At 67.2% G+C, this 23047-nt stretch carries 17 protein-coding genes and 2 pseudogenes; 10 read left to right on the top strand and 9 right to left on the bottom strand.

Annotated elements, in window-relative coordinates:
* Positions 1-146: 146 nt before the first annotated feature.
* From ACIPXC_RS12135 to ACIPXC_RS12150, 4 genes are all read right to left on the bottom strand, one after another.
* A complete protein-coding gene (locus ACIPXC_RS12135) occupies positions 147-1277 on the bottom strand; it encodes an ATP-binding protein (protein WP_401616064.1) in 1131 nt (376 codons plus the stop codon).
* Positions 1274-3580 (bottom strand): transposase, encoded by a 2307-nt coding sequence (locus ACIPXC_RS12140; protein WP_401616066.1) that lies wholly within the window; start codon positions 3578-3580, stop codon positions 1274-1276. Before ACIPXC_RS12140 ends, ACIPXC_RS12135 begins: the two co-directional genes overlap by 4 nt.
* Positions 3577-4302, bottom strand: a complete 726-nt coding sequence (locus tag ACIPXC_RS12145) for a TnsA-like heteromeric transposase endonuclease subunit (RefSeq protein ID WP_401616068.1) — start codon at positions 4300-4302, stop codon at positions 3577-3579. The genes ACIPXC_RS12140 and ACIPXC_RS12145 overlap by 4 nt, the downstream gene beginning before the upstream one ends.
* A 159-nt stretch (positions 4303-4461) precedes the next feature.
* Entirely contained in the window at positions 4462-5490 is a 1029-nt protein-coding gene (locus ACIPXC_RS12150) for a TniQ family protein (RefSeq protein ID WP_401616070.1), read from the bottom strand.
* Between the two features lie 183 nt (positions 5491-5673).
* Here ACIPXC_RS12150 and ACIPXC_RS12155 point away from each other — a divergent pair, with 183 nt between their 5' ends.
* The 3 genes from ACIPXC_RS12155 to ACIPXC_RS12165 all read left to right on the top strand — a co-directional run bounded on the left by ACIPXC_RS12155 (position 5674) and on the right by ACIPXC_RS12165 (position 11922).
* Positions 5674-7968 carry a Helicase associated domain protein gene (locus ACIPXC_RS12155; RefSeq protein ID WP_401616072.1) on the top strand — a complete coding sequence of 765 codons (2295 nt, stop codon included), beginning with the start codon at positions 5674-5676 and terminating at the stop codon, positions 7966-7968.
* 1016 nt (positions 7969-8984) lie between these two features.
* Positions 8985-9116 (top strand): hypothetical protein, encoded by a 132-nt coding sequence (locus ACIPXC_RS12160; protein ID WP_278193396.1) that lies wholly within the window; start codon positions 8985-8987, stop codon positions 9114-9116.
* A 358-nt stretch (positions 9117-9474) separates the two neighbouring features.
* The gene (locus tag ACIPXC_RS12165) at positions 9475-11922 is read left to right on the top strand and encodes a helix-turn-helix domain-containing protein (protein ID WP_401616074.1); all 2448 of its coding nucleotides are present in this window, start codon (positions 9475-9477) and stop codon (positions 11920-11922) included.
* A 41-nt stretch (positions 11923-11963) separates the two neighbouring features.
* On the opposite strand, the pseudogene ACIPXC_RS12170 reads toward ACIPXC_RS12165, so the two are convergent.
* Both ACIPXC_RS12170 and ACIPXC_RS12175 read right to left on the bottom strand, forming a co-directional pair.
* Positions 11964-12447 (bottom strand): annotated as a pseudogene (locus tag ACIPXC_RS12170) (transposase).
* Positions 12444-12755 carry a winged helix-turn-helix domain-containing protein gene (locus ACIPXC_RS12175; protein WP_401616076.1) on the bottom strand — a complete coding sequence of 104 codons (312 nt, stop codon included), beginning with the start codon at positions 12753-12755 and terminating at the stop codon, positions 12444-12446. Before ACIPXC_RS12175 ends, ACIPXC_RS12170 begins: the two are co-directional and overlap by 4 nt.
* Positions 12756-13040: 285 nt before the next feature.
* Here ACIPXC_RS12175 and ACIPXC_RS12180 point away from each other — a divergent pair, with 285 nt between their 5' ends.
* From ACIPXC_RS12180 to ACIPXC_RS12210, 7 genes are all read left to right on the top strand, one after another.
* Positions 13041-14342 carry a hypothetical protein gene (locus tag ACIPXC_RS12180; RefSeq protein ID WP_401616077.1) on the top strand — a complete coding sequence of 434 codons (1302 nt, stop codon included), beginning with the start codon at positions 13041-13043 and terminating at the stop codon, positions 14340-14342.
* Positions 14343-15748: 1406 nt separating this feature from the next.
* A complete protein-coding gene (locus tag ACIPXC_RS12185) occupies positions 15749-16012 on the top strand; it encodes a helix-turn-helix transcriptional regulator (protein ID WP_401616079.1) in 264 nt (87 codons plus the stop codon).
* Positions 16013-16145: 133 nt separating this feature from the next.
* Positions 16146-17018, top strand: coding sequence for a DUF6083 domain-containing protein (locus ACIPXC_RS12190; protein ID WP_401616081.1), 873 nt, complete (start codon positions 16146-16148; stop codon positions 17016-17018).
* A 156-nt stretch (positions 17019-17174) separates the two neighbouring features.
* The gene (locus tag ACIPXC_RS12195) at positions 17175-18641 is read left to right on the top strand and encodes a UvrD-helicase domain-containing protein (RefSeq protein WP_401616083.1); all 1467 of its coding nucleotides are present in this window, start codon (positions 17175-17177) and stop codon (positions 18639-18641) included.
* A gap of 572 nt (positions 18642-19213) precedes the next feature.
* Positions 19214-19420 carry a hypothetical protein gene (locus tag ACIPXC_RS12200; RefSeq protein WP_401616084.1) on the top strand — a complete coding sequence of 69 codons (207 nt, stop codon included), beginning with the start codon at positions 19214-19216 and terminating at the stop codon, positions 19418-19420.
* 77 nt (positions 19421-19497) lie between these two features.
* On the top strand, positions 19498-20115 hold the full coding sequence (locus ACIPXC_RS12205) for a sigma-70 family RNA polymerase sigma factor (protein ID WP_401616086.1): 618 nt from the start codon (positions 19498-19500) through the stop codon (positions 20113-20115).
* A 540-nt stretch (positions 20116-20655) separates the two neighbouring features.
* Positions 20656-20973, top strand: coding sequence for a hypothetical protein (locus ACIPXC_RS12210; RefSeq protein WP_401616088.1), 318 nt, complete (start codon positions 20656-20658; stop codon positions 20971-20973).
* A 350-nt stretch (positions 20974-21323) separates the two neighbouring features.
* On the opposite strand, the gene ACIPXC_RS12215 is transcribed toward ACIPXC_RS12210, so the two are convergent.
* The 3 genes and pseudogenes from ACIPXC_RS12215 to ACIPXC_RS12225 form a co-directional block, all read right to left on the bottom strand.
* A complete protein-coding gene (locus tag ACIPXC_RS12215) occupies positions 21324-21794 on the bottom strand; it encodes a hypothetical protein (protein ID WP_401616090.1) in 471 nt (156 codons plus the stop codon).
* A 41-nt stretch (positions 21795-21835) separates the two neighbouring features.
* Positions 21836-22291, bottom strand: coding sequence for a hypothetical protein (locus tag ACIPXC_RS12220; protein ID WP_401616092.1), 456 nt, complete (start codon positions 22289-22291; stop codon positions 21836-21838).
* Positions 22292-22381: 90 nt separating this feature from the next.
* Positions 22382-22695, bottom strand: a pseudogene (locus tag ACIPXC_RS12225) (hypothetical protein); the annotation flags it as partial.
* Positions 22696-23047 lie beyond the last annotated feature (352 nt).

A 23047-nucleotide genomic window follows, 5' to 3' on the forward strand; every position in this document is an offset into this window, starting at 1 on the left:
GCAACTTCGCGGCCGCTGACTGGGAGGGGAGGCGCGGTAGGCCGGCTTGGTGAAGCTCCAGGGCGCTCAGGGGCTAACAGTTCCCGGCCCCACCAACCAACTTCGCCCCGGCACGCAACACTCATGCACTGCGAGGGCTACGTGCGTCAGTGCCCGCGGCCGATGTGGATGGCGTCGAGCTCGGTGCGGGTGATGTTCTCGCTTCCGGTCAGGATTGCGAGGGTGGCTGCCTGGCAGATCAACTGGGACAGGGCGAGGAAGTATCCGCCGGTGCGGTTGTGGAGGTACTCGTGGTGCTCGGTCAGGGCGTGCTTGGTCAGGTTGTGCAGGCTGAGGTGCTTCTCATAACCGGCCAACACTTGCAGCCATGTTTCTTTGTCCTGGGCGTTGAACGGGATCGGGTCGAGCCAGGTGATGGGCAGGACGGAGTGCGCCGGGTCCTTCGGTGAGGTGTCCTGCTGGCCGGGGCTGTGAGTTGCGCGGCGTGTGAGGTGCCTCTGCACGGTGACCTGGTGGCGGTCGGCGATCGCGCGGGCCTCTTGGACGATGTCGCTGGCGCCGGTGCCGCAGAAGATCGTGGTGATGCCGAGCCGGTTGCGCAGGTAGTCGAAGTAGTGCAGGACCGGGGCGAGCTGGTGGGGCTGGACGCGCTGTATGTCGTCGACGAGCAGCAGACGGGTGAGGGCGTTTTCCAGGACGTAGTTGACCGACGGTGTCAGGTCGGGATAGCTGCGCATGCGCAGGAGGTCGTTCTCGTTGAGGGGCTCTGGGTTGAGGCCGAGGAAGCAGGCGATCTCCCACACCCAGTTGACCTTGCTGTCGGTGTCGGCCGGCGCCAGGATGTGGACGACTGGAGTCTGCGCGCCCAGGGCACCTTTGGTGCGGTCTTCGATGTCGCGCTGGACTGTGCGGCCGATGGCGCGCAGCAGCAGGGACTTGCCCGTGCCGCTCATTCCGTCGATCACCCGGTCCAGGATCCCCTCCCGCCGCTCACTGTTGACCATCACGGCCCGGAACGATGCCAGCAAGACCTCGTCGTAGCCCTGGTGGGACACCAGCTTCAGGTGGGCGTGGTAGGCCAGGCGGGGGTCGCTGAGGCGCGCGTCCTCCGTCGGCAGCGGGGGATGCTCGGCCAGGGCGGGCTGAGCGATGTCTTCGCGCGTGAAGCTGTTCCACCCCTGCCGGCGGTAGATCCATTCCGGGCGCATCGGCGCCAGCTGCGCCCGCTGCAGGGCCCGTTCCTCCTGCTGCTTCTGGAGCGCCGTGGTCGCCTTCACATCTCTCCTTCAACGCTTTCGGTGCTTTCGGGCAGGCCCAGGCCGCATGCGGGGTCCGGGGCTTCGTCGACGTTGTCGTCAGGCGCGGTGTCCCCGAACAGGGAAGCCAGCCCGTCCCTGTCAGACGGCAGGGAGGCGGCGTCGGCCGGCTGGGCGGTCGGTCGCGCCGGGATCGGCAGGGATTCGTAGGGAGTGATGGAGTCCAGGTCGATCTCGCCGATGCCGGCGTACGGGTTGGCCGCAGGCTCCTCGACGTCCAGCTCGGGGCCCTGGAACGGGATCCACGGCCCGGTACGGGTGTGGCGCGGGGGAGCGGTGCGGGTGCGGCGGCGCCGTTCCTTCACGGCGAGGGCGATCGCGGCCTGGTGCTCCTTGCGGCCGCCGTCGGCCAGGACCACGGCGGTGGCCTCCTCCCAGTGATCAACCGTCCAGTGGGTGTCGGTGAGCAGCCGCTGGTGGACGAAGTGCGCCTTGATCCACTGTCCCGGGCCGCGGTGGTCGTACAGCCAGGCGACATCGGGGCGGTATGGGTTGAAGCGTGCTTCCCACCGTCCGCCCTTGCCCGGGCTGGCCAGCCCGGAGTGCAGCCCGGCCACGAGCCGCAGCTCACCCGCCTCGTTCTGGTAGGTGCGGTTTTCGATGTCGAAGCCCTTGTCGTTGACCGTGACCCAGGCCGGCAGCAGTAGCTGACGGTTGTCCGCCGGGGACAGAGGCCTGGGCCGGTAGCCGGCGCCGGGAACCAGCGCCGCGTACATCTCGTTCGGAGACAGCGTCAGGCCCGGCAGCTCCGGGTGCTGCAGCCCCTCGTGCGGCAACTGCTGGTGTTCCAGGGCCACCCACTCGTGCGCCATGTGCTGCACCTCGTTGATGGTCCACAGCGGCTGGCGCTCGATGCCCCGCCCGCGTACCGCGTGAATGCGGCCGGTCCAGCCGGCGGCGTGCTGGCTGAAGGAGTCGGCGAACGAGGAGAAGACCCGCTCGATGATCGGCTTGTCGTCGGGCTGCTCCTTGCGGGCGTAGAGGAGGGTGATGCCGAGGAAGCTGCACACGTCCTCGAAGTGCTGGCTCAGATACGTACTGCCCTGGTCGATGATGATCGTCCTGGGGTGGATCACCGGGCGGGCCGCGGCGGCCTCGGTGAAGCGGGGGTCCGCCTCACGCAGCTTGATGAACGGCAGCGCCGAGGCACTGGCCGCGGTCAGCGGATCCCAGCCGGGCAGCGTCGGCATGGGCGCGTATGCCTGGGCGAGCAGGAGGACCAGGTCAAACGTTCGTGTCGCCCTGCCTCCGACCCGCTGCCCGGGTGTTCCCTCGCCCGTTGTGCAGGGCACGATCATCAGCGCGACGATGCTCCGGGTCGCGACATCGATCAGGATCGTCATCTCCGCAGACACGACCTCCGCGTCGTCACCCAGGACCTTGATCCGTAGCGGGGTGGTGTCGATCTGCATGATCTGCCCGGGCCGCACCGCGTACGACGGGGTGTAGGGCTTCTTGGGCTTGCTCGCCTGGGAGGCCCGCTGCCGGGTCGTGCCGAGGAGGACGGCCGACAGTCCGAGCTCGTGCATCCGCTTGTAGAACGTGGAACGGGGCACCCGCAGACGCTTCGCCTCCTGGGGATCGGCAAGCTCTTTCGCATACCGGGCTTCGACGCGTTCCTCGACCAGGTCGAATGCCCGCCCGATCCGGCCGCCTGACTGGCGGGCCAAGATCGCGGTCACTTCCTGCATGATCTCCAGCAGGCGCGGGTCGGTTCTCCCGCCCGGCGAGGGTGCCCGGCTTTTACGCCCGTCGGCGATGAGGACCAGAGGGTTCTCATCCGCCTGCTTCCACCGGCGCCGTTTGTCGTCCAGCGTGCGCCAGCTGACGCTGATGTCCAGCTCGTCGAGCTCGGCCGCCTTACGTCTGAGCCGCTGCTCCATCGTGGTGGTCGCCGGGTCGTATCCCGCCCGCGGGACACGACGGCCGGGCCGGATCCCGGTGTCGACCTCCTTCATGTGCCGGTGCCACATCAGCGCCTGCTTGCGCTCCTCTTTCCCGACAGCCAGCAGCACCCTTCCCAGCGGAGGCAGCCTGGATCGTTCGACAGCGTCTCCCGCTTCGTCCAGCACGGCGAAGTCCGCCGACCCGGCCATCTCCCCGTACAAGGTCTCCACCAGGGCGGCAGGCTCCGTCAGCGGCTGCAGAGTGACCCCAAGGCCGGCGAAGGCGATCACGCGGAACTCCCGTCCCCGCCAGCGCACCCGGTCGCCCAGACGCACCCGGTCGCTGTCGAACCAGCCCCACAGCTTGCGCTGAGTCATGCCGTCACCTCCGCCGTCCACACCAGCGGACCTTCAGGCAACGGCTGGTCCCAGTCGAACAGCAGCCGCCGCTGCCACAACAGCCCATACGCAAGATCGACAGCAGCCAGTTCCGGGACCCCGCACGCACGGGTGCCCTCGAACAGTGGCCGTCTGCGCCGAAAAGCATCAAGGACGGCCTGCTCCTGCTCCAGGTCCACCCGGTCGGCGAACCGGTAGTCCGCGAGCCACATCAGGTTCTCCATCCGCGTACCCCGCAGGACGGACCGCACCTGAACCTGCCAGCCCGCGGCCCGTGCGACCTCGTCGAGCGCCGCCAGGCGCTCTCGCCACTGCGGCCCGATCCCGCGCGGCGGCTGCACGACCACGGCACACCTGGAACCGTCCCGCATCCTTGCGACGAAGTCCGGACGCCACCGGTACTTGGCACGTCCCGACTGCCAGTGCAGCTCCACCGGCTCCCCGCTGAAGCGGCCAACGTCCGGGTCGAAGTCCAGTTCCACCGCCACCCGCAGCCGGCGCCAAGACCCGCACACCACCTTCGATCGTGCGGACGACGGCCACGCCGTGATCTTTCCCTGCCGCCCGTGATACGCCACCGGATCCGTCGGCGGCTGCCTCTCCTCAAGGGCCACACCCCCCAGGCCGGCAGCCGTCGAGACGGTCAGCTCACCCCACTGGTCAAGGTGCCAGGCACGTACGTTCCGCAATATCGCCCCCATCTCGACCGACCGTGTCTGCTCCGCATGACGCGCTGCCCTTCGAGCACTGTCCCGGCTGTCTGAGCACGCACGCTGTCCCAGTACGTGACGGCCCGCCCACGCGGGTACCGGCACTGCACGGAGCCGGGGAGCGCCTTGGACCGGCGGCCGAGGAGAGGGTCACGACAGGCACGAGCGTTGTTCCAACGGCCCGGTCGGCGAGGCGAGCCGACGGTGTCCCGGTGCAAGAGGCAGCCGTGTCCGCCGGTGTCCGGAGGCCGGCTGTGTTTCCGGGTTCGCTGGTGCCCGGTGGCGATGCAACCAGTCCAGCAACGGGACCCTGCCCGCCTGGACATCCAGCTCCCACGACTCCATCAGTGCCTCGGCCCTGCCGAGCCACAAGGAAGCGGCGCCGGTATGCCGGACGTCAGACTGCTCGAACTCGACCATCAACTCAGCGAGTTGTGCCGTTTCCGGGTAGATCACCAGCGGCATCACCCGGGCACTGCGGTCCTCCAGCCCGCACGCCCACGCCCGGTGGACCCAGCGCAGCACCCTCGGCATCGACTGCCACCAGTCCACCGCCACCTGGAAGGCGTCCGCGAACAGCTCCTCACCCGACCTGCCGAACTGCTTATATATCCGGCAGCGCTTCAGATGCGCGTCGACGACCTCGGGAAGCTCCTTCAACGACAGCCCGTCCAGAGGCTCTGTCCGCGAGTCGTTGCACCACTGCCTGTGCCGGGCACACGGACGCCAGCTGTCCGGGATCAGCCACCAGGCCGGCTCCCTGACCCCGCGGGCTTCCGCGCACTCCGTGCAGTAGTGCACTAGGCACCCCTCCGACGGCTTCCAGGGCCACTTCCACACCGCGTCCGTGTCACCAGGCAGCAAGTGACGAGGTGCCAGGCTGGGCAGCGACCGCCGCAACACGGCCGCCGGTTCGCCGGCCAGCACGGCCAGATACTCAAGACCCGGCCCGTTCACGTACATCTCGGTGTACCGCGGGTACTTGGCCACGCGCGCCGCATCGCTGGACGATGACCCCGTGGCCTGGCCCACGCGCTGAAGGAAATCCGCGAGCCCGAGGCCATTAGCGTGCGCCAGCCGGTTCACGAACGACCCCGTCGACTCACCGGGCAGAGGCCGGGCCCGCAGCGGGAGAGGCTGACGCGGTCCATAGGGCCACCCGGGCATCTGCAGCACCACGCCAATTCCCCTTGTCTCCGAACTGCTTTGCACCCCTGACCGCTATCGTCGCCAGTCGCCGTACAGCCCGGTCAAGAACCCTTAGCTCTTTCGGGTGAACCCGGCGGCAACGCCCGTACACCCTCCACAGCGCGGACCCGAATCTTGATCCGCAACGTGACGATCCGCTGCCGGGAGGGCATCGTGACCACGCTGACGAGCAACGCCCTGAGGACACCGCTACGCGGCCACCAGGCACTCGCCGTTGACGCCTGCATCCACGAGTTCACCGCCGGCGCTCCCCGCGTGAGCGTCATCATGGCCACCGGAACGGGTAAAACTCTCGTCGCCCTCAACGCCGCCCAGGAGACCGCGCCTCGAGGTAACGCGCTGATTGTGATGCCGACCCTGGACCTTCTTGAGCAGACGGCCGCCGTCTGGCAGAGCGAAGGCCGCCAGGGGATCTACCTGGGCTACTGCGGGCGCGACGAAACACACGTCCGCTCGCTGCGCGGCGTCCTCACAATGATTCGCGACCCGGGCGAACTCGCCCGCCGTGCTGCTTGCAGCGACGGCCCGGTGAACGTCTTCTGCACTTACCAGTCACTGAACCATCTGGCCCGAGCCCACCGCGACCACCTCCTGCCGCGCTGGGGCATCGTCATCGCCGACGAGGCCCACCGCACCGCGGGCAACCGACACAAAGCCTGGGGCATCATCCACAACAACGACGCCCTACCCGGCCGCCACCGCCTCTACATGACCGCCACCCCGCGCATCTTCGACGAGGAAGCCGGCTCACAGGCATCCCTGACCTGTGAAGTGGCCTCCATGGACGACCACAGCCTCTACGGCCCCATCGTCTACCGCATCTCCCTCGCCGAAGCGATCGACCAGGGCCTGCTCGCGGACTACCGCATCGTCGCCATCGAGATCAGCGACTCCGAACTGCACCGCCTCCTCAGACATGCCTCCATCGCATCCTCAGGCGCCGAAGGACTACGTGTAGCAGCCGCCCAGATCGCCCTGCTGCGCGCCCATAGGCTCTACGACCTACGGCGGACCCTGACCTTCCACCGCCTCATCGCATCCGCCAGCACCTTCGCCGAAACCCTCCACGAGTCAGCAGCCCTCATGCCCCCTGAGACACGGGCCCCTCTCGTGGTCGGCACCGTCAACGCCAGACAGGCCCCCGCTGTCCGCCGACAGTCCCTGGAGAACTTCGCCTCCGTCGAGATGAACAGCCCCGACCCTCAAAGAGCCGTCCTGACTAACTGCCGCTGCCTGGGTGAGGGCATCGACGTTCCCAGCATCGACTCGATCCTCTTCGCCGACTCCAAGCAGAGCTCACTCGACATCACCCAGGCCGTCGGCCGCGCACTACGCCAGAGCCCCGGCAACGACAAGATCTCCACCATCATCGTCCCCGTCTTCATGGAACCAGGACAAGAGCTCGAGGAAGGCGTCAAAGGAACCCCCTACCGCCTCCTCTATGAGGTTCTCATCGCCCTGAGCACCTACGACGAGCATGTAATCCACCGAGTCGAATGGGCCACCTCCGAAGCATCCCAGGATGACCGGGGCGTCGCCGCCAGCCCCGAACGCGCTGACGAGATCATCCCCCTGCTCGACCTCCAGGCCACCGGAGCACCCAACCGGGTATGGCAGATCGGATTCGAAAGCGCCCAGCGCTTCTTCGATGCCTACGGACACCTCAACGTACCCAGCCGCTACCTCGGCCCCGACCACTTCTACCTCGGCTGGTGGATCGGACGCCAGCGCTCCCTGCACATCAACCACATGCTCCTGCCCGAACGCATCAACAAACTCGACACCCTCGGCATGATCTGGCCCCACCCTCCGCACAGCATCGAACACAAGCTGCAGATCGCCCGCGACTACAAAGCCCGCCACGGCCACCTCGCCCCGCACCCCGAAGAAACCTTCGGCGGGATCCGCCTCGGCCGGTGGATCGCACAGCGCCGCCTAGAAGCAAACAAGCGCACCCTGCCCTACGGCTACCAGCGCGCCCTCAACGAGATCTACCCCTGGTGGAACACCCACTGGCCCAAACACTGGCACCACACCTACGCCCAGGCCCTGGCAGCCGCCCGCGCCGGCAAACTTCCCTTCCCCGCTCTGCGCCCCGACACCGAAGAGACCCCCCTCACTCGCTGGCTCGACAGCCAGATCGATGCCCTCCCCACACTCGACCGCAACCAGCACGAACTTCTGGGCGCACTACCAGTTCGCCACCCCCTGGCCCTGCTCCTGCGGCGCCCCCGCGGCCGCGCAGCGTGGGCCTTCGCCACAGGACTGCGCGCCGCGCGCGCCTTCTGGCGCAGCCACCAGCACCTTGATGTCGCCTACGACTACCTCTGCCCTGACACCGGACTCCGCCTGGCCCCCTGGATCGCTGACAAACGCCGCAACCTATGGCGTCTCACCCAGGAACAACGTCACGCACTCGAAGCCCTCGACTTCCGATGGACTCGGTGACTCCTACCCGCGGCCACGATCAAGTCAGCCCGCAACCTGCACCACCCTGCCGGCTCCCTCTCGGTACCAGCGCTGACGAAGTGGTGACCTCGGTAGCGGTCATCTCCCGCTCCCTCACCTCTACCACGCGACCAACGACGGCAGAAAGTGGAAGCCTGTCAGCCGAAACTGACACCCCGCCAGCAGGCACTGTGCGCAACAGCACGGAAGCGACCTCTGCAGATCGGGCTGCCCGCTTGAACTCGCAGAGCGCACGGCCGCGGTGGGACGAACCTGCCGAGGCCGAAGACCAGGCGGGCGCCGGGCGTCAACCTGCTACCTGTCTCCAGACGCACTGGACAGTGACGCGCTACGCCTGACGGCCATCACTCGCCTGCAGCGGCCTCGCCCGTGCCGTGCGTGAACCGACACTGACTCGCGCCATCCCCTCCGCGCACGACAGAAGCCTCGCTGAGCTGCAAGTCATGGTCGGGGCAGCCGGCCTCAAAGCTCACAGTGCTGGAACGACTCTTCCTGTCCGGTGACATGCGATCTGCCCAGCCGACCGCCCGCGGTGGTGTTTCGACGCCCAGCGCCTAACGGCAGTCTCGATCGAGCCGAGTCCGCGACAAGCCCTCTTCGCTGGCCACGGCTTCGCATCACATAAAGCATGAGCGTTCGAAGGGTGATCCGAAACGCCCTATTCGGCATATGCCATTTTCGGTTTGTGTGCGTGCGCCCTGGTTTTGCTACCGGCGCTTCGACTGGGGCTCGTTAGTGCGGGCCCATGCGCCCTGTAGCACCGTTGCTTCATTGCTGCACGTCAGCGGGGTTCCCTGGACCCGGCCTCCGCGCATGGTCCCTCATCAGGGTCTAATTCTGTAACGGAGTTGACGAATGTGAGGTTGCGGAGCAGAGAGGTGACCTCCCCGCGAGCCAGTAGCATTCGAAGCGCCTCCTTCTCATGGTCACGGTAGTTCGGTCGACGCCGGACGGCGGGTCGATCGATACCGGCCCGGGAGAGGAGGTGGAGTGGAGTGACTGACAACCCGTCTGATGAAGGCGGGTGGCAGAAGCGGATCTGGAAGTACGTCAAGGCCGCATTCGTCTGGCTGACGCTCCAGGGCCTCGCGGCCCTGCTGCGCCGCCTGTTCGATGACGTCCTATAGACGGCAGGTCCCCCTGCAGCAACAGGGGGACCCACTAGAGCCGTAGCTCCACCGCCAGCCCTGCGCCCCCGAAGGCTTCGCACCGAAAAGGGGGTGCAGGGCACCCTCTGTGTTCTGCGGGCGATCGATGGCCAGAGCCTCTTCCGCCGCCTATCACAAAGGTCTCGGCAGTCACCAAGTTCGCGCATTTTGGCTCTCGCGACCAGTGACATGGCCTCTAATTTTACATCGTCGCAGGTGGTGACGGTTCGGTGGGGGATCGGTTCACCCGGCGGAAGGCAGTGGCAGGGTCGCTGAAATGACCCTGCACGAAAAAATGGGGGCGAAGGTGGCGCGCGGACTCAGTGACTTTGATCCTGTGGCCCTGCAGCGACTGCGATGGGGCTTTCCCACCGCCACCGGCAAACCAGGCCTGACCGCTACCGAACTGGCACGACGAGTCGGCATCTCGAAGGCACAGATCGTGGCCTACGAGAACGGCCGTACCGTCCCCGACCCCAAGCGGGTAGCAGAACTCGCGGCAGTCTTCGACGTCCCACCCACCTGCCTCATGCGTACATGGAACAGGGACCACTGGGCGGTCGCCGACCTACGCCGTGCGGCCGCCCTCACCGCGGCCACCGTCACCCAAACCCTCGGAGTCTCCGCCAAGGCCTACCGCAAATTCGAGCAGCAGGGCATCGTGCCGGCCCAACGCCATACCTTCCTCGACGACCTGTCCGACCTTCTCGGAGTCTCCTACTCCGCCCTCGACCGAGCCCTGGACAACATCCCCGCAGTCACCGACCGCAAGGACCAAGCCGCAGAGCTGGTGAGAAGCCTCGCTGAAACCTACGTCCTCCAGGACGGAGCATGGCACCAACCACCCGCCCAGGACCCCCTTGTAGCAGCCCTGGCCAGCCTCTACAGCCGCACGCCACACCGCATTCAGCCCATCCTCGGCCACCTCCTGGGCGAACTCCGTCAACGGGCTGTACTCATCCGGCGCGAGCACGTCGTCGCCAAGTACGACACCGACCCCGCCCGCCAGCACCGAGCTCGCGGCGCCCTTGCCCAGCACAGGCACCGCTACAACAAGGAGATGACACAGGTGGCCGCCTGCCTCGAATCCTTCCACCGCATCGGACAACCCTCCGACGTCTGGCAGGCGTTAGTCGACCTGACCGACCTCAGCGCCGGCCCATCCGGCACCTGGGTGCCACTCACCCTCCTGGCCACCCACGACACCACACAGCTTCTGCCCCGCTTCCTGGTGCGCCAGGAACCCTTCGGCGACATCACCGCCGCCCAGCTCACCACCCAGGGCAACAGCCACCTGCGCGCCTTCCGGGACCTCTACACGACTCTGTACCCGACCGTACGCCCGCCCCGCACCACATCCCGCAGCAGCACACCGGCCCGCACACCAGGCCCCGACCACCACTTCACCCTGCCCGGCTTCACCGAACGCTTCGCCGTACCCCAACGCGTGATGTCCCAGCTCCAACAGGACGCCGACCTGCGCGGCACAGCCGAGGTACCCCTGTCCGGCACCGTGATGCTCACCCTCGGTCCCACCAACACCGGCTCAGTACCCCGCCCGCGCTCCCGCCCAGCGCAAATCACCGTCCCCGCACCCGTGCCGACGGACTGGTCCAAACTCGCCCCGGGACGCCCCCACGCAGGAACCGCAGCAGGACAAGGCGCCGAATCCGGCTCACACCGCGACACGCTGCTCCAGGCGCGCGTCGCCTACACCGTCGTGGAAGTCATCGACCGCCACGCCGTCGGCGCCGAGGCCCCCACGATCGCCCAAAAGACCGGCATCGCCACCGCCCGTCTCACCCCCATCCTCGCCATGCTGTGCGAGGAAGACTTCGCCGTCGAGGTCGCCGAAGGCGTCTACACCCCCGGGCCCGCACTCGACCGCCTCGCAGCCCCCGGCGGCGTCGACCTCCAGCTCAGGCACACACTGTCCCTGGCCTGCGACATCCTCGGCGCCGCCGTCTACTTCTCCCGCTACGTCGACGGCGAAGTCAAGATCCTTCAAATGGCCGACGGGCCGCTCGCCCCCGCAGTCCACGAGTGGGTCGACTTCAAAGCCGCCGCCCACGCCAGCGCAGTCGGCAAATGCCTGCTCACCCAACTACCCCCCGACCTGCGTGCCGACCACCTTTCCCGCCACCGCACCGCCCGGCTCACACGACGCACCATCACCAACCGCCGCCACCTCATCGACACCCTCGAACGCCTGGCCCCCGGCCAGCCCGTCTACGACATCCGCGAATACGCCAACAAAGTGGTCTGTGGAGCCGTCGCAGCCAGCACCGGCAACGAGATCGGCAGCCTCGCCCTCTCCCTGCCCCTGGCAAACGCCCACCGCCTCAAGGCCGCCACCGCCGCCCTGACCCACAAGGCTGTCCCCATCCTGCTGGCCCTCCTGATTTCCCAGACGCCACTCGGCCGTCACACTGGCCTCCAAGCTGGCGCGGAACCCACCCGCAGCACCATCACACCGGCAGCGCTGCGCCGCCTGCGCGCGACCTTCCGCACCCCGCTCACCGACGCTCGGGACATCGAGAACATCGCCCTCAACCCGGTTGTTGGTGCTCACCTCGCCACCGACAGCACGAGCACATCCCTGTACCTCTTTGACGCTCCCGCCGACGCAGTGAGGGCGAGCGAGACGAATGCCCTGGCACTTCCACACACCTACACCGTCAGTGCCGGCGGTCGCACGCATGCCTTCACCAGCGAGCGACACGGCAACGTCCATGGACGCCTTACCGTCTACCGTGCCCACAGGCCGACACCCAATACGGCCTGAACCCCGAAAGAGCCGTTCTCGCTGCTACTGACTGCGGCTTGTCAGGGTGATGCTGGATCGTCGAGGGCGAGGCCGGTGCCTGCTATGAAGCCGTCGAGGGTGTCGGGCCGGTACTGAAGGCGTTTGAGGCGATTGCGGACGAGGACCTCCAGGCGGTCGAGGCCATGACGGCAAGGTTGGCCAGGCTGCGTTTGACGTGCGCCCAGACGCCCTCGACCGGGTTCAGGTCGGGCGAGTAGGCCGGCAGTAGGAACACCGTCAGTCATGCTCGCTCGGCGACGAGGTCTCGCATCCTGCGGGAGACGTGGGTGTTGAGCCGGTCCCAGACCAGAACGATCGGCGCTTTGACCAGCTGATGGATGCCGTCGATCAGCGCGATGAAGTCTCGCTCGCTCATACTGCGCCGCTTGCCTTTGCCTGCGGGTGGGTCCGCAGGCGGTGACACAGCCGGGTCCGGGATCCTGGCCGCATCGCGATCAGCCCGGCTACGGACAGCCGTCCCGAGCGGCGCCCGCTCACCGTCACGACCGGGGTGCGGCCACGCCGGCCCCAGGTCCGTCCCCGGGGCGGTAGACGGGTGAAGCCTGCTTCGTTCTCGAAGCAGACGTAGCCCCCGCAGGCCGCCCGGGCCCCTTTACCTCCGCCCAGGTCGCCTTCTTCCATTCAGTGACGGCCTGTTCGTCGCGTTCGGCGACCAGCCGTTCGGGCACCTGTGGGGAGAACCCGAGCCGGTGTAGCCGCGTGGCACCCGAGACGCTGCAGGAGACGTGGAACTTCCTGCCGATCAGCGTGGCCACCCGTGCAAGCCGAAGCGAGAGCGTGCACCCCGGCACGGCGAGCCTCGCGTCGTTCCACTCTTCGTGGGCAGTGGCCCCGAATCAGTAATGCGTGTAGCTGTGCCGCCCGGCCATGAGCGCCCACACGCTCCAGCCGTACGGCTGGAGGATCTCGTCCATCGGGCACAGGTGCCGACTGGTCGAATGTTCAACGGAGAGTAGTGGAGGTGAGGCCGGATTTGCCCATAGAGGCGGCGGTTGCAGTATCGATTCCTTGCGAATCACCCGAAAGACGCCGGATGATGGGCGGCGTACCCGCGCCTGATCCATCACTCTGTGTGCATGGGAGTGTGGGAAGGTAACGCACGGTGGCTTCTGCTGGCCTCGGGCCTCTGTGCGACCGCGATCGAACTGGGCGCGTTCGGGCTGGCAGATGTTTCGAACGCCCTGACGTATGCGGGAAGACTCAACGGCGTGGTGTTCCTTGCGGGAGCGCTACTGGAAGTTGCGGCTGTCGTCGCTCTGAACATCTTCCGGAAGTCGAGTACGGCGAAGATCTCCGTCGTCGTTGTCCTAGTGGGTGTTCTGGTGTCCCTGCTGGCGAACGTGGTTCTTCTTATCCTTCAGCTGGACGGCTGGAGCTATACGCACTACCTCTGGGTCTGGGCGCTGCTTCTGCCGTGGTCGCTCTGGGCTCTGTGGGAGCTTCACCGCCTGAAGGTGTGGAGCCATATCCCCCACGCCCAGGGCATCGCGGTGGGTGTGATCATCACAGGCGTCCTCGCCGTCGCCAACTTCACGTACACGCAGATCTACCAGCCTTACACCTCGAAGGCCATGCTCACGAACTCGGTTGAGTTCGGGAAAGCTACCGTGACCGCCGGGGGTGTCAGCGTGCCGGTGCGCCTGCGGACTCACAACACGGGACAGGTGGGCGTGTACGTCCTGGGCTCCCTGTACCAGGTGAGTGGGAGAGGAACTTCGTTCGTTCCGGCCCCGCGGAAGCCCTCGGATTGGTTCCAGGACTTCGGCAGTGGGCAGCGGGACTTCATGCGGTACACGAGCGTCAAGGAGAAGGGTTATGAACTCCTTGCGCAGGGACAGTTCATCAGCAGGTCCGGTCCGGTGTACGTGCTGGAGCCCGGCGCGGAGGTTACGACTGAGAAGATCATCCAGTTCCCGGCCGGATCAGGATTCGAGATGCTGGGTGCCACCGCGAACGTCACCTTCGTGCGAAGGGACCGGGTGAAGATCACCGAAAACTACATCGCATCCGGTCGCAGTTCCTGGAACAAGAAGTACAAGTGCTGCTCTGAGCACGTGGCACCGTCATGGGTCGCCAAGAAGGGCGCCGTCCACACCATCCGCTTCCGATCAGGCATCGTCCACAGCAACGCCCTCCTGGAGAACACCAGGGCTCCGCACTATGTCACGCTCTGGTGGGTTCTGAACGAGCCTTCGCTCGAATCCGCCTACGGGCCGGAACTCAAGGCCCTGATCGGGCCGAAGAATGCCCAGAAGGCCGAGCCGACCCCGACCGAAGTGCGGCAGATGAAGGAGCGCTACGGCTTGGCCCATGCTCCCAGCGGAACCGTGCAGAAGACCATGGCGGAACTGCTCAAACCGGAGGCGGACAGTCATTGACCGCGTGCAGCGCCCAGCCCAGCTAAGTGTGGCCGGACCGGTTGAAACTGAGGTGAAGGACGACTGGGTAACCGTGCACGGCAGGACCAGAACACCTCTGAAGTCAGGCCGATGGGCTCTTGAAAGGTGCCTTCCCGTGAGAGCCGGCGGAGCCGGTGCGTCAGGAAGCATGACGTTCAGCCGCGTGCGGTCACAGTGATGTTTACGCCTCTAGTGTTTCAGGGCGGCTGTCGTGGCTGTACGCCAGTGCAGTGTCGCCGTGGAAGAGCGCAACGACCAGACGGACAGTGCACCGGCGCTATCGAGGTTCTTCATGCTCTCCAATAGACGCTGCTCTGACAGGGCGCAGAGTCGGGCGAAGTCTGCAAGCTCAGCGCTTCCGCAGGTACTGCTGGGAGAAGCATTGGCAGTAAGTGCCACAGCTGTCAGCTGCACCGCTGCTGGCTGTGCGCGGGTAGCGGGGGAGTGGGCAGCGCGCAGCGCCAGATCGGCTGCCTGTGCCCGCAGGGCACGGCCCGGCGCCTGAGTGAGGACCGTCGCGTCCAGCAGCTGTGCCTGGTGGCCTCCGGAGGGCACCAGCGTGTGGCGAAGCCACAGGTGCTGTTCCAGCTCTTCCCAGGCGCCGGCTTCCCCTCCGTTCAGGACCATGCCGCGTAGGAGACCAGTCGGCATCCGCACGCTCCCGTACCGATCCGCGCGCAGCGCGCACTGCAAAGCAAGGAGGCGGGCCTGCGGGCTTACGGACGGCGGGAGAGCGGCCGCGAGGTACGAGAGCATGTCGCGGATCCGCTCCTGGCAGCCGATCCCTGAGGGTGAGGGGAGCCGGCGCCGTCTGCTCCGAACGGGCGGGGGGCAGGCTGGCGTCTCGGGGACAACAGCTGCGTCGTGGGTGGCGGCGGCGCAGTTGGTGCAGACATCGGCCAGCCGCCACAGGCGCCCGCCGCGCTCGCGGGTCAGGACGAGGACGACCGGACCTCCGCAGCCGCGGTGGCGGGGGTGCCATCGGCAGCCCCGTTCGTGGCACTGGCAGGTCCGCAGATGCTGCGGCAGTGCATCCGTCCTGGCGTGCCCGGCCAGGTGAGCCAGTGCGGCCGAGCGGGCTGTTGCACCACGTACTCGTGAGGTCGTCGGACCGCACTGGGGGCAGGCGAGTTGAGGGCCGTGGGGCTGCGGCCGCAGTTCCACGGTCCACGTGCGCCGCACTGCCACGTGGGGCATCCAGAGCCTCATTGGCCGGCCTTCCTTCTTGACCGTCAGGTTGAGCCGTAGACGGGCCGCCACCGGGGAGTCGGGCGACGGCCGCACCGTAGTGCAGACATCTGCCCTGCGCGAGGCTGGTGTCACCTGCGGAAATAGGGCAGAGGTCTGCACTGACAGGGCAGGGGTCTGCACCGTCCGATGGTGGGGTGACGATCTTGCCGCCCGAACCGAACCTCGACGCGCTCCGCATGAAGCTCGCGCGCCTTAGGGGTGAGCGCGGCTGGACCTACGACGAACTGGCCAGCCGGACTGGCTTGTCCAGGCGCACCCTCATCGAAATCGAGCAGGGCCGCACCACCGGCTCCCTGCCCACCTGGCACACCCTCGGCCACGTCTTCGACGTCCCCCTCGGCGGCCTCTTCGCAGCACTCTGCGACGGCCACACACCGCCCGGCGGCGAGGACCAGTAAGCCTCGAATTCTCCTACCTACAGACCACCCGAACCGGTGATGCAGGCGAAACGGGTGATCGATGCCCGAACGCACACCCACCGCGGTTGGGCCGGTCGGGCGACAGTACCGGTGCGGAACCTACAAGCGCAGCGTGTCGGGTGGAATCTTCGCGGCCATGCGCTCCACCCACACCCCATCGGGTCGCCTCCGGGACAGCAGCTCACTCTGGCAGCGCCACCACGCACTGCGCCGTGCCACGGACAGCCCCACCCACCTGCTCCGCACGGCGCAAGGCGGCCCGTGTGGCCACTGCGGCAACCACGTCCACTGGTACTGGAGCATCGAACACCAGCCCATCTGTCTCCATCCGCACGAACTGCCCACCGCAGCCGTCCCCGAAGTCCACCGCTGGCACATTGGCGGCGGGATCGCCTACCCGGCGGGTGACGGAAGCCCCTGGTGCCGCATCACCCACCGCACCCTCTGCCCGGCACTCGACACCCCCAGGCCACTGACACTGCACCTCGCCAGGCTGCGCCAGCACCTTGCCCTGGAGACCCGCCGTCGCCTCGATGCCGGCACCTTCACCCCACCCGGCCGAGAACCCTCTGCCGGATTTCGGACCCTGCCGCTGTGCCAGCCTGCCAGGCCCGTCGTGGACCTTCTCGGCAGCCGCTACCTCGCCACACAGCCCATTGCGGAGATCCGATGCGTTGCCCAGACCCGCAGGCACACCCGCTGCCTGAACCGCGTCCTCGCACTCCGGAAGTCGCACGGCACCTGGAGGCTCGCCACCCTCCTGCCGGTACTGCCCGCAGTCGAGATCGCCGTCTACGACCTCGGACACCTAGCCCACGCCGAACAGCAACGCTGGCGTGCCCAGCACTGCCCCACCCACGCCCTGATCCCCGAGGTCGCAGACATGGTGCCGGAGGGCTGGGAGATCTTCGACCCCCTGCTTCACCGCCAGCACATCGCCACCCGGCTGCCCGCCGGCCGCGCCCGGCACCGCCGACGAGGGTGAACGTCACCCTGAGGCCGCGGCACCACACCCAGCGGAGAAGACCCCGACGTGCCGTGAGGATCCCCGTCAGTCTGTGTCGACGTCGCACTGATCCCAGCGGCTCACCGCGCTGCAGCAGCCCACCAACCGCCCCTGCCCACGCGACGGAGCGACCACGTGCTCAACCCCACGGACGAACAGACCCACGCCGCCGACCGCTTCCGCGCCGGCGACCACATCGCACTCCAAGCTGGGGCGGGCACAGGCAAGACGACCACCCTGGCCCTGCTCGCCACAGGAACCAGACGCCGCGGCCGCTACCTCGCCTTCAACAAAGCCATCGCACTGGACGCCGCCAGCCGCTTCCCCGCCCGCGTCACATGCAAGACCGCACACTCCCTCGCCTACGCCGCGGTCGGCCACCGCTACCGATCCCGCCTGGGCAGCGCACGCCAGCCCAGCTGGAAGACCGGACAAGCCCTCGGCATCACCAAACCCGTTCGCGTCGGAGACAACGACCTCTCAGTCAAAGTCCTCTCCCACACCGTCCTGAAGACCCTCACCAAGTTTTGCCACTCAGCAGACCCCGCCATCACCAGCCGGCACATCCCACACCTGCGCGGCCTGGACAACGCCGACCACCACCAACAACTCGCCGCCGCCGTACTCCCGTTCGCCCACAAGGCCTGGAAGGACCTGCAGCGCCCGGAACAGGGCGTCGTCCGCTTCGAACACGACCACTACCTGAAGATGTGGGCCCTCTCCGAGCCGAAGATCGACGCCGACTTCCTCCTCCTGGACGAGGCGCAGGACACCAACCCCGTCGTCGAGCAGGTCTTCACCGCCCAGCGCGGACACGCCCAACTCGTCATGGTCGGAGACTCAGCCCAGGCCATCTACGGCTGGCGCGGCGCCACCGACGTCATGACCCGCTTCGACGGCACCCCCCTCGCCCTGACGCAATCCTTCCGCTTCGGCCCGCACCTCGCCCGCGAAGCCAACCGATGGCTCGCCCTCGCCGGAGCACCCATCCGCCTCCAGGGCACGGACACCATCCCCACCCGACTCGACACCGTCGAGACCCCCGACGCCGTCCTGTGCCGCACCAACATCGGCGCCATGACCCAGGTTCTCACCCACCTCCAGGCCGGCCGCCGCGTCGCCCTCACCGGCGGCGGGGAAAGCCTGCGCAGCCTCGCGCTCGCCGCCCGCGACCTGAAGAACGGCCGTCCCACCAGCCACCCTGAACTCTTCCTCTTCCCCTCATGGGGAGAACTTCAGGACTACGCCGCGTACGACCCGGCCGGCGCCGACCTCCAACCCTTCGTCGACCTGATCGACACCCACACCCCCGACGCCCTCCTGACCGCAGTCAGCCAACTCGTCGACGAACAGCACGCGCAGGTCACCGTCTCCACAGCCCACAAGGCCAAAGGCCGTGAATGGCCAACGGTCCAGATCGGCAACGACTTCAGGCCACCCAAGGACGGTGAGGAATCCGACGCGCAAGGCCGCCCCGTACCCGGCCCCATCGACGAGACAGAGGCCCGCTTGGCCTACGTCGCGGTGACCCGGGCCAGAGGCTGTCTCGACCTCGGCGGACTGGCATGGGTACATGATCACCCCAACGGAAACCCCGAGTGACACGGTGCCAGGTGCAACCAGTCTTCACCTCCCCGCTCGCCGCCCTGTTCGGCGACGAGACCACCGACATCGCAGCCCAGGAAGCAGCCCGCACAGAGCTCCCCCCGACCCTGCCCCGTTCCCCATCCATCTGGAGATGCACCGCGGGTGGCCCGTACGGCCTGAGTACTCGGCCCTGGTTGGCTCGATGAGCGCTGGCCTTCCCGTCACGCGCTGAAGCACAGCCGCCGCACCTGCCCGGACTGCGCTACCCAAGCGCTTCACCGCGTGCGAAGGCCCGCCGCCTGAGTCTCTTGGCCGGAGCAGGACGGCGGGCCTCTCCCAGACACGGAAAAGATCCGCACCCGTCTGAATGCCAACGCCACACCACCTGTGGGCGCTGGCGAACTGTCTAACGATGATTCCAGCTGAGGTGTTTAGTCCAGGACATGTGAACTTGTCCACTGCACAAGGACCTTGGCCGAACGGTGTGACCAGTCCCACACTGTGAGGTGTCAGCCTCGCGGGGCTTTCCGCCGGAGTCCTTGGCCGGAGCGCGGTGAAAGGCCCTCTCAGACAAGGGAGTTCACGCCATGCGACATTCTCTGCACCCGTCCGGCACGCCGATCCCACGTTACGTCCAAGCGATCGTGCTCGTGGTCATCATCCTGTTGGCGACGGCAGTGTCCATCGCCGTGCCGACCCCGGCGGTTGCGGCCAGCACCGCGGCTCTCGTCCAGGCCGGAGCCACATTGTGGATCGTTCTGTACCGCCTCGGCGCCCCAGCGATCGAGGGGTAATGCCAAAATCGGCATCACCGGTCCCCCACCCCCCGGGCGGGGGACCGGCGTATGGAAGCCGAAGCATGGTGCGGTGCGTGGAAGATGCCAAGGCCGGCGACGGCGAGGCCTTCGCGCAGCTCTACTCTGCCTACGGCGAAACGGTGTACCGGTACGTCTACTACCGGGTCGGCGTCCCATCGCTCGCTGAAGACCTGTGTAGCGACGTATTCGTTCATGCATTCCGGCGCCTGAATACGTTCACTTGGCAAGGCCGCGACTTTGGCGCCTGGCTGGTTGCCATCGCTCGCAACCTTGTGGCCGACCACTTCCGCTCGCCACGGTTCAGGCGAGAGGTGACGACAGGCGAGATCCTGGACAGCAACGAAATCGAACGAAGCCCCGAAGACATCGTCATCGAGAGCTTCCGCAACAGTGCCCTGACCGACGCACTCAACCGGCTACCCTGCCGCATGCGGCAGGTCACCTGGCTTTGGGCACTTGGCACCCCCACAGCTCGCATCGCTCAGCAGATGCGCATCAGCCCCAGCACAGTCCGGGTCCACCTCCACCAGGCGCGTCAACGCCTCGCCGCCGACTCTGTCCTGGCCCAAAATGACGGCGCAGTGGTTCACAAGGCACGAGTTCCTGGAGAACAACTCGATCCTGGACCAGGGCTGGAAGGCCATCCCCCTCCCTGGCCCCGGCAGCACTGACAGGGTGCGGCCCTGGAGGCGTTCCCCGGGACCGTACCGCCCAGATACTCAGTGGAAGGCCGCCGTCATCCCTCGCGGCGGCGCACGGCCCGGAGCGCGACCTCGTACGCCATCCCACCGAGCGTGCCCTGCGCTTCTGGGCCGCGGTGGAGGATTCCAGCGATGCCTTAGAGGCCCTCGCCGCGAAGGGAGGGGCCGCCGGGAATGTGCAGACCTCCGAGGTCAGGAAGGCCGGAGCGGCGTACCGGGAGACGACATGTAAGGGTTGACGAAGAACTGGGCGATGAGTTTCCGGGCGCTCGAGGTCGAGCGGTGCACGCAGAACCGACGCTGAGGTAGGAACGGGTGACGGGCACGGGCCGTCGGCACACACCGGCCGTGATGGGATTGCTGAGGGGGCTTTGTTCACCAAGTCTGTTGGCGAGGCAGTAGAACCAAGCCCGCGCCGGTTCCTCCTTCGGCACCGGTATCACCGCCGTCGGTGCTGGCGGGCTGTGGCTGCCGTACCAGGCGTGGTACCTGCCCCGGTACAGCATCACCGTGGAAGCGGTCCGGGTCTCGGACACCAGCGACCTGCTCGGCAGGTCCGGCAACTACACCTACACGGACACGAGCGGGACGAGCCACCGCATGTACGTGAAGGGCAGCGCCGCCACCGTGCCCATCGCCTACCACCCGACGAAGCCGGCCACCGCCGCCGTCTGCCACTCCTGGGGCCGCAAGTTCTGGGACACGGTGTTCGGCCTGGGCGTCCTGCTCTTCGGACTCGCCCTTCTGGCTGGGGCCGTTGCGCTCGCGGTCGGCACCTTCCTGGGCGAGTACGCCGACGCCACGCTCCCAATGACGCAGCCAGTTTGAAGTCGGCGTGCCACAGGCGGCGCCGAAACCGACAGCGCGGGGCGGTACGAGGATCCGCAGTTGCAGCGGGGCGGCGGGCCGTGCTGGCGCGGGTTCTGCCCCGCGGCCGCAATGGGTGCGGCAGCTGGCCAAGGGGCAGCGTCGCCAGCAACGCCCACTCGATGGCTTGGTATGACTTCGTCCTGCCCCACCTGTGGCCCAATAGCTCAGCAGCGGGCGGCTGTCCTCGGTCAGGCTGATCTCGCTGCGTGATTTGGACGACCACGAGTTCAGAGGGTGGGGTGCTCCACGGGTTGAGGGGGCGCACCGCCCGGCAGGCCCGGGACGCAGGGCGCCCGGCTGCCCACCCTTCAGCAGGAGCCGTCGCTCGCCGCGGCGGTGATGTGGTGGTCCTGGCGGAGGAACGGGAAGCGGCTGTCCGGGTCCACCCGCGTCATGGTGATGCGTATGCAGTACTCCTTGTCGGTGTCGTCGGTCGAGACGGTGTACCGGTGCGTGTCGCCCGCCATGACGGCACGGGACACGTCGAGGCCGAGCCCGGGCCCCGTGCCGCTGTCCTCGACCGCGTCCCTGATCAGGGTTCCGAGTTGCATGTCGGGGCTGACGTACTGCGTGCTTCCGTTGAGATTCGCGGCGCCCCGGTAGACAGCCGTGCGCAGTTCGCTCTCGCTCCACCGGGAGCTGTTCCAGAAGCCGATCATGGCGCCGATGGCGATGAACGGCGTGATGACTATGAGCGCGAGGCCCACCGGGTTGCGGTGGTTGTACACATACCGGCTGGTCCCCCAGTTGCTTCGTACGAAGACGGGTTCCCCAGTCAATGATCCTCCTGGGTTTCGGGGCAGTGCTGATGCCATGGCTTTCAGCAGGAGCCCTCGGTGACGGTCGCGATGACATGGTGGCGCTCGAGGGCGGCCGGAAAGGGTGCGCCGGAGGCTACCGGCGTCAAGATCAGGCGCATGCAGAACACCGTTCCGGTGTTTTCCGTGGAGATCCTGTAGCCGGCGACACCATTGCCTTGGACGCTCAGCCCATGGCCCGGACCTGTGCCGGTGTCCAGGACGGCGTTGCGAACCAGGTCCTCCTGGGACGTGGCGCGGCTTGCGTAATGGGGTTTGGCGTTCAGGGTGCCGGCGGCTTGGTAGACAGCCGTGCGAAGTTCGCCCTCGCTCCAGTGCCAACTGCTGTAGAGCGAGTAGAGGACACCGGTCGCGACGATCGGCGCGATGACGATGAGGGCGCGGCCCACGGGATTGCGAGAGTTGTACACGTACTGGCGGGTCCGTGCGTGTCGTATGAAGACAGCCTCGTCATTCACGGATCGTCCCTGACGTCCTCGGGGCCGCGCGCTTCATGCAGTCGTCCTTTCTCCGAGGAAGTCGTTCCGGGCCAGCGGACCCGGTGGCCGTCACCTGGACCAGGCCTCGCGATGGCCAGGAGGGCTCCGAGAGCACATCCGGACAGGAGCTGTCTGGCCCAAGAGAAGTCCGAACTGCGCCTCGATCGCGTTCGCCCACGAGGCGTTGGTCGGGGTGAGGCACAGCTCGACCTTGTTCTTCTTCGCCCATCCCCTGATCCGCCAGTTCTTGTGGGCGACTCCATGATCACGTAGATCGGAGCGCCGTCCGGGCGGGCCGCGCGGATTGTTCGCAGCTCAGCCCAGGTGGGGCTGCTGCCCTTGCGGCGACGGTTGACGCCCCACAAGGTGTCGTCGCAGACCGAGAGCGTGTGCGACTTCAAGAGAACGCGAGTACTGGGCCGGCCTCACCATGGGGCTGGCCGCATATAGGAGGTCTCCACGAAACGAGGGGATTGACATCCTTGACCAGATCCGCTCCAGGTGAACACATGAGTGCCAGTAGGCAACCCCTGGGGGTGGTTGTCCACTTGAGGAGCTTACGAGGGCCGCCCTGGGCGTCGGCGGTTCGCCGCAGCCGGAGTGATCATTCTCACGCGCATCCCGCCGGCTGTGGATCGGCCGTAATGACTTAGGGGCATTTTTCAGCCACGACTTCAGGGGGTCCAGCCTTGCCGCTCGGTGTGGACATTGCGGAGAGTCTGTGAAGGGCTCTAG

It is taken from the genome of Streptomyces sp. NPDC090021, from assembly GCF_044748225.1.
In the GTDB taxonomy this organism is placed as follows: domain Bacteria; phylum Actinomycetota; class Actinomycetes; order Streptomycetales; family Streptomycetaceae; genus Streptomyces.

Coding starts and splice junctions, on each gene's coding strand:
- ACIPXC_RS12140 (WP_401616066.1), bottom strand. CDS start 3,580: ATGACTCAGCGCAAGCTGTGGGGCTGGTTCGACAGCGACCGGGTGCGT.
- ACIPXC_RS12145 (WP_401616068.1), bottom strand. CDS start 4,302: ATGGGGGCGATATTGCGGAACGTACGTGCCTGGCACCTTGACCAGTGG.
- ACIPXC_RS12180 (WP_401616077.1), top strand. CDS start 13,041: ATGGGAGTGTGGGAAGGTAACGCACGGTGGCTTCTGCTGGCCTCGGGC.
- ACIPXC_RS12200 (WP_401616084.1), top strand. CDS start 19,214: ATGCGACATTCTCTGCACCCGTCCGGCACGCCGATCCCACGTTACGTC.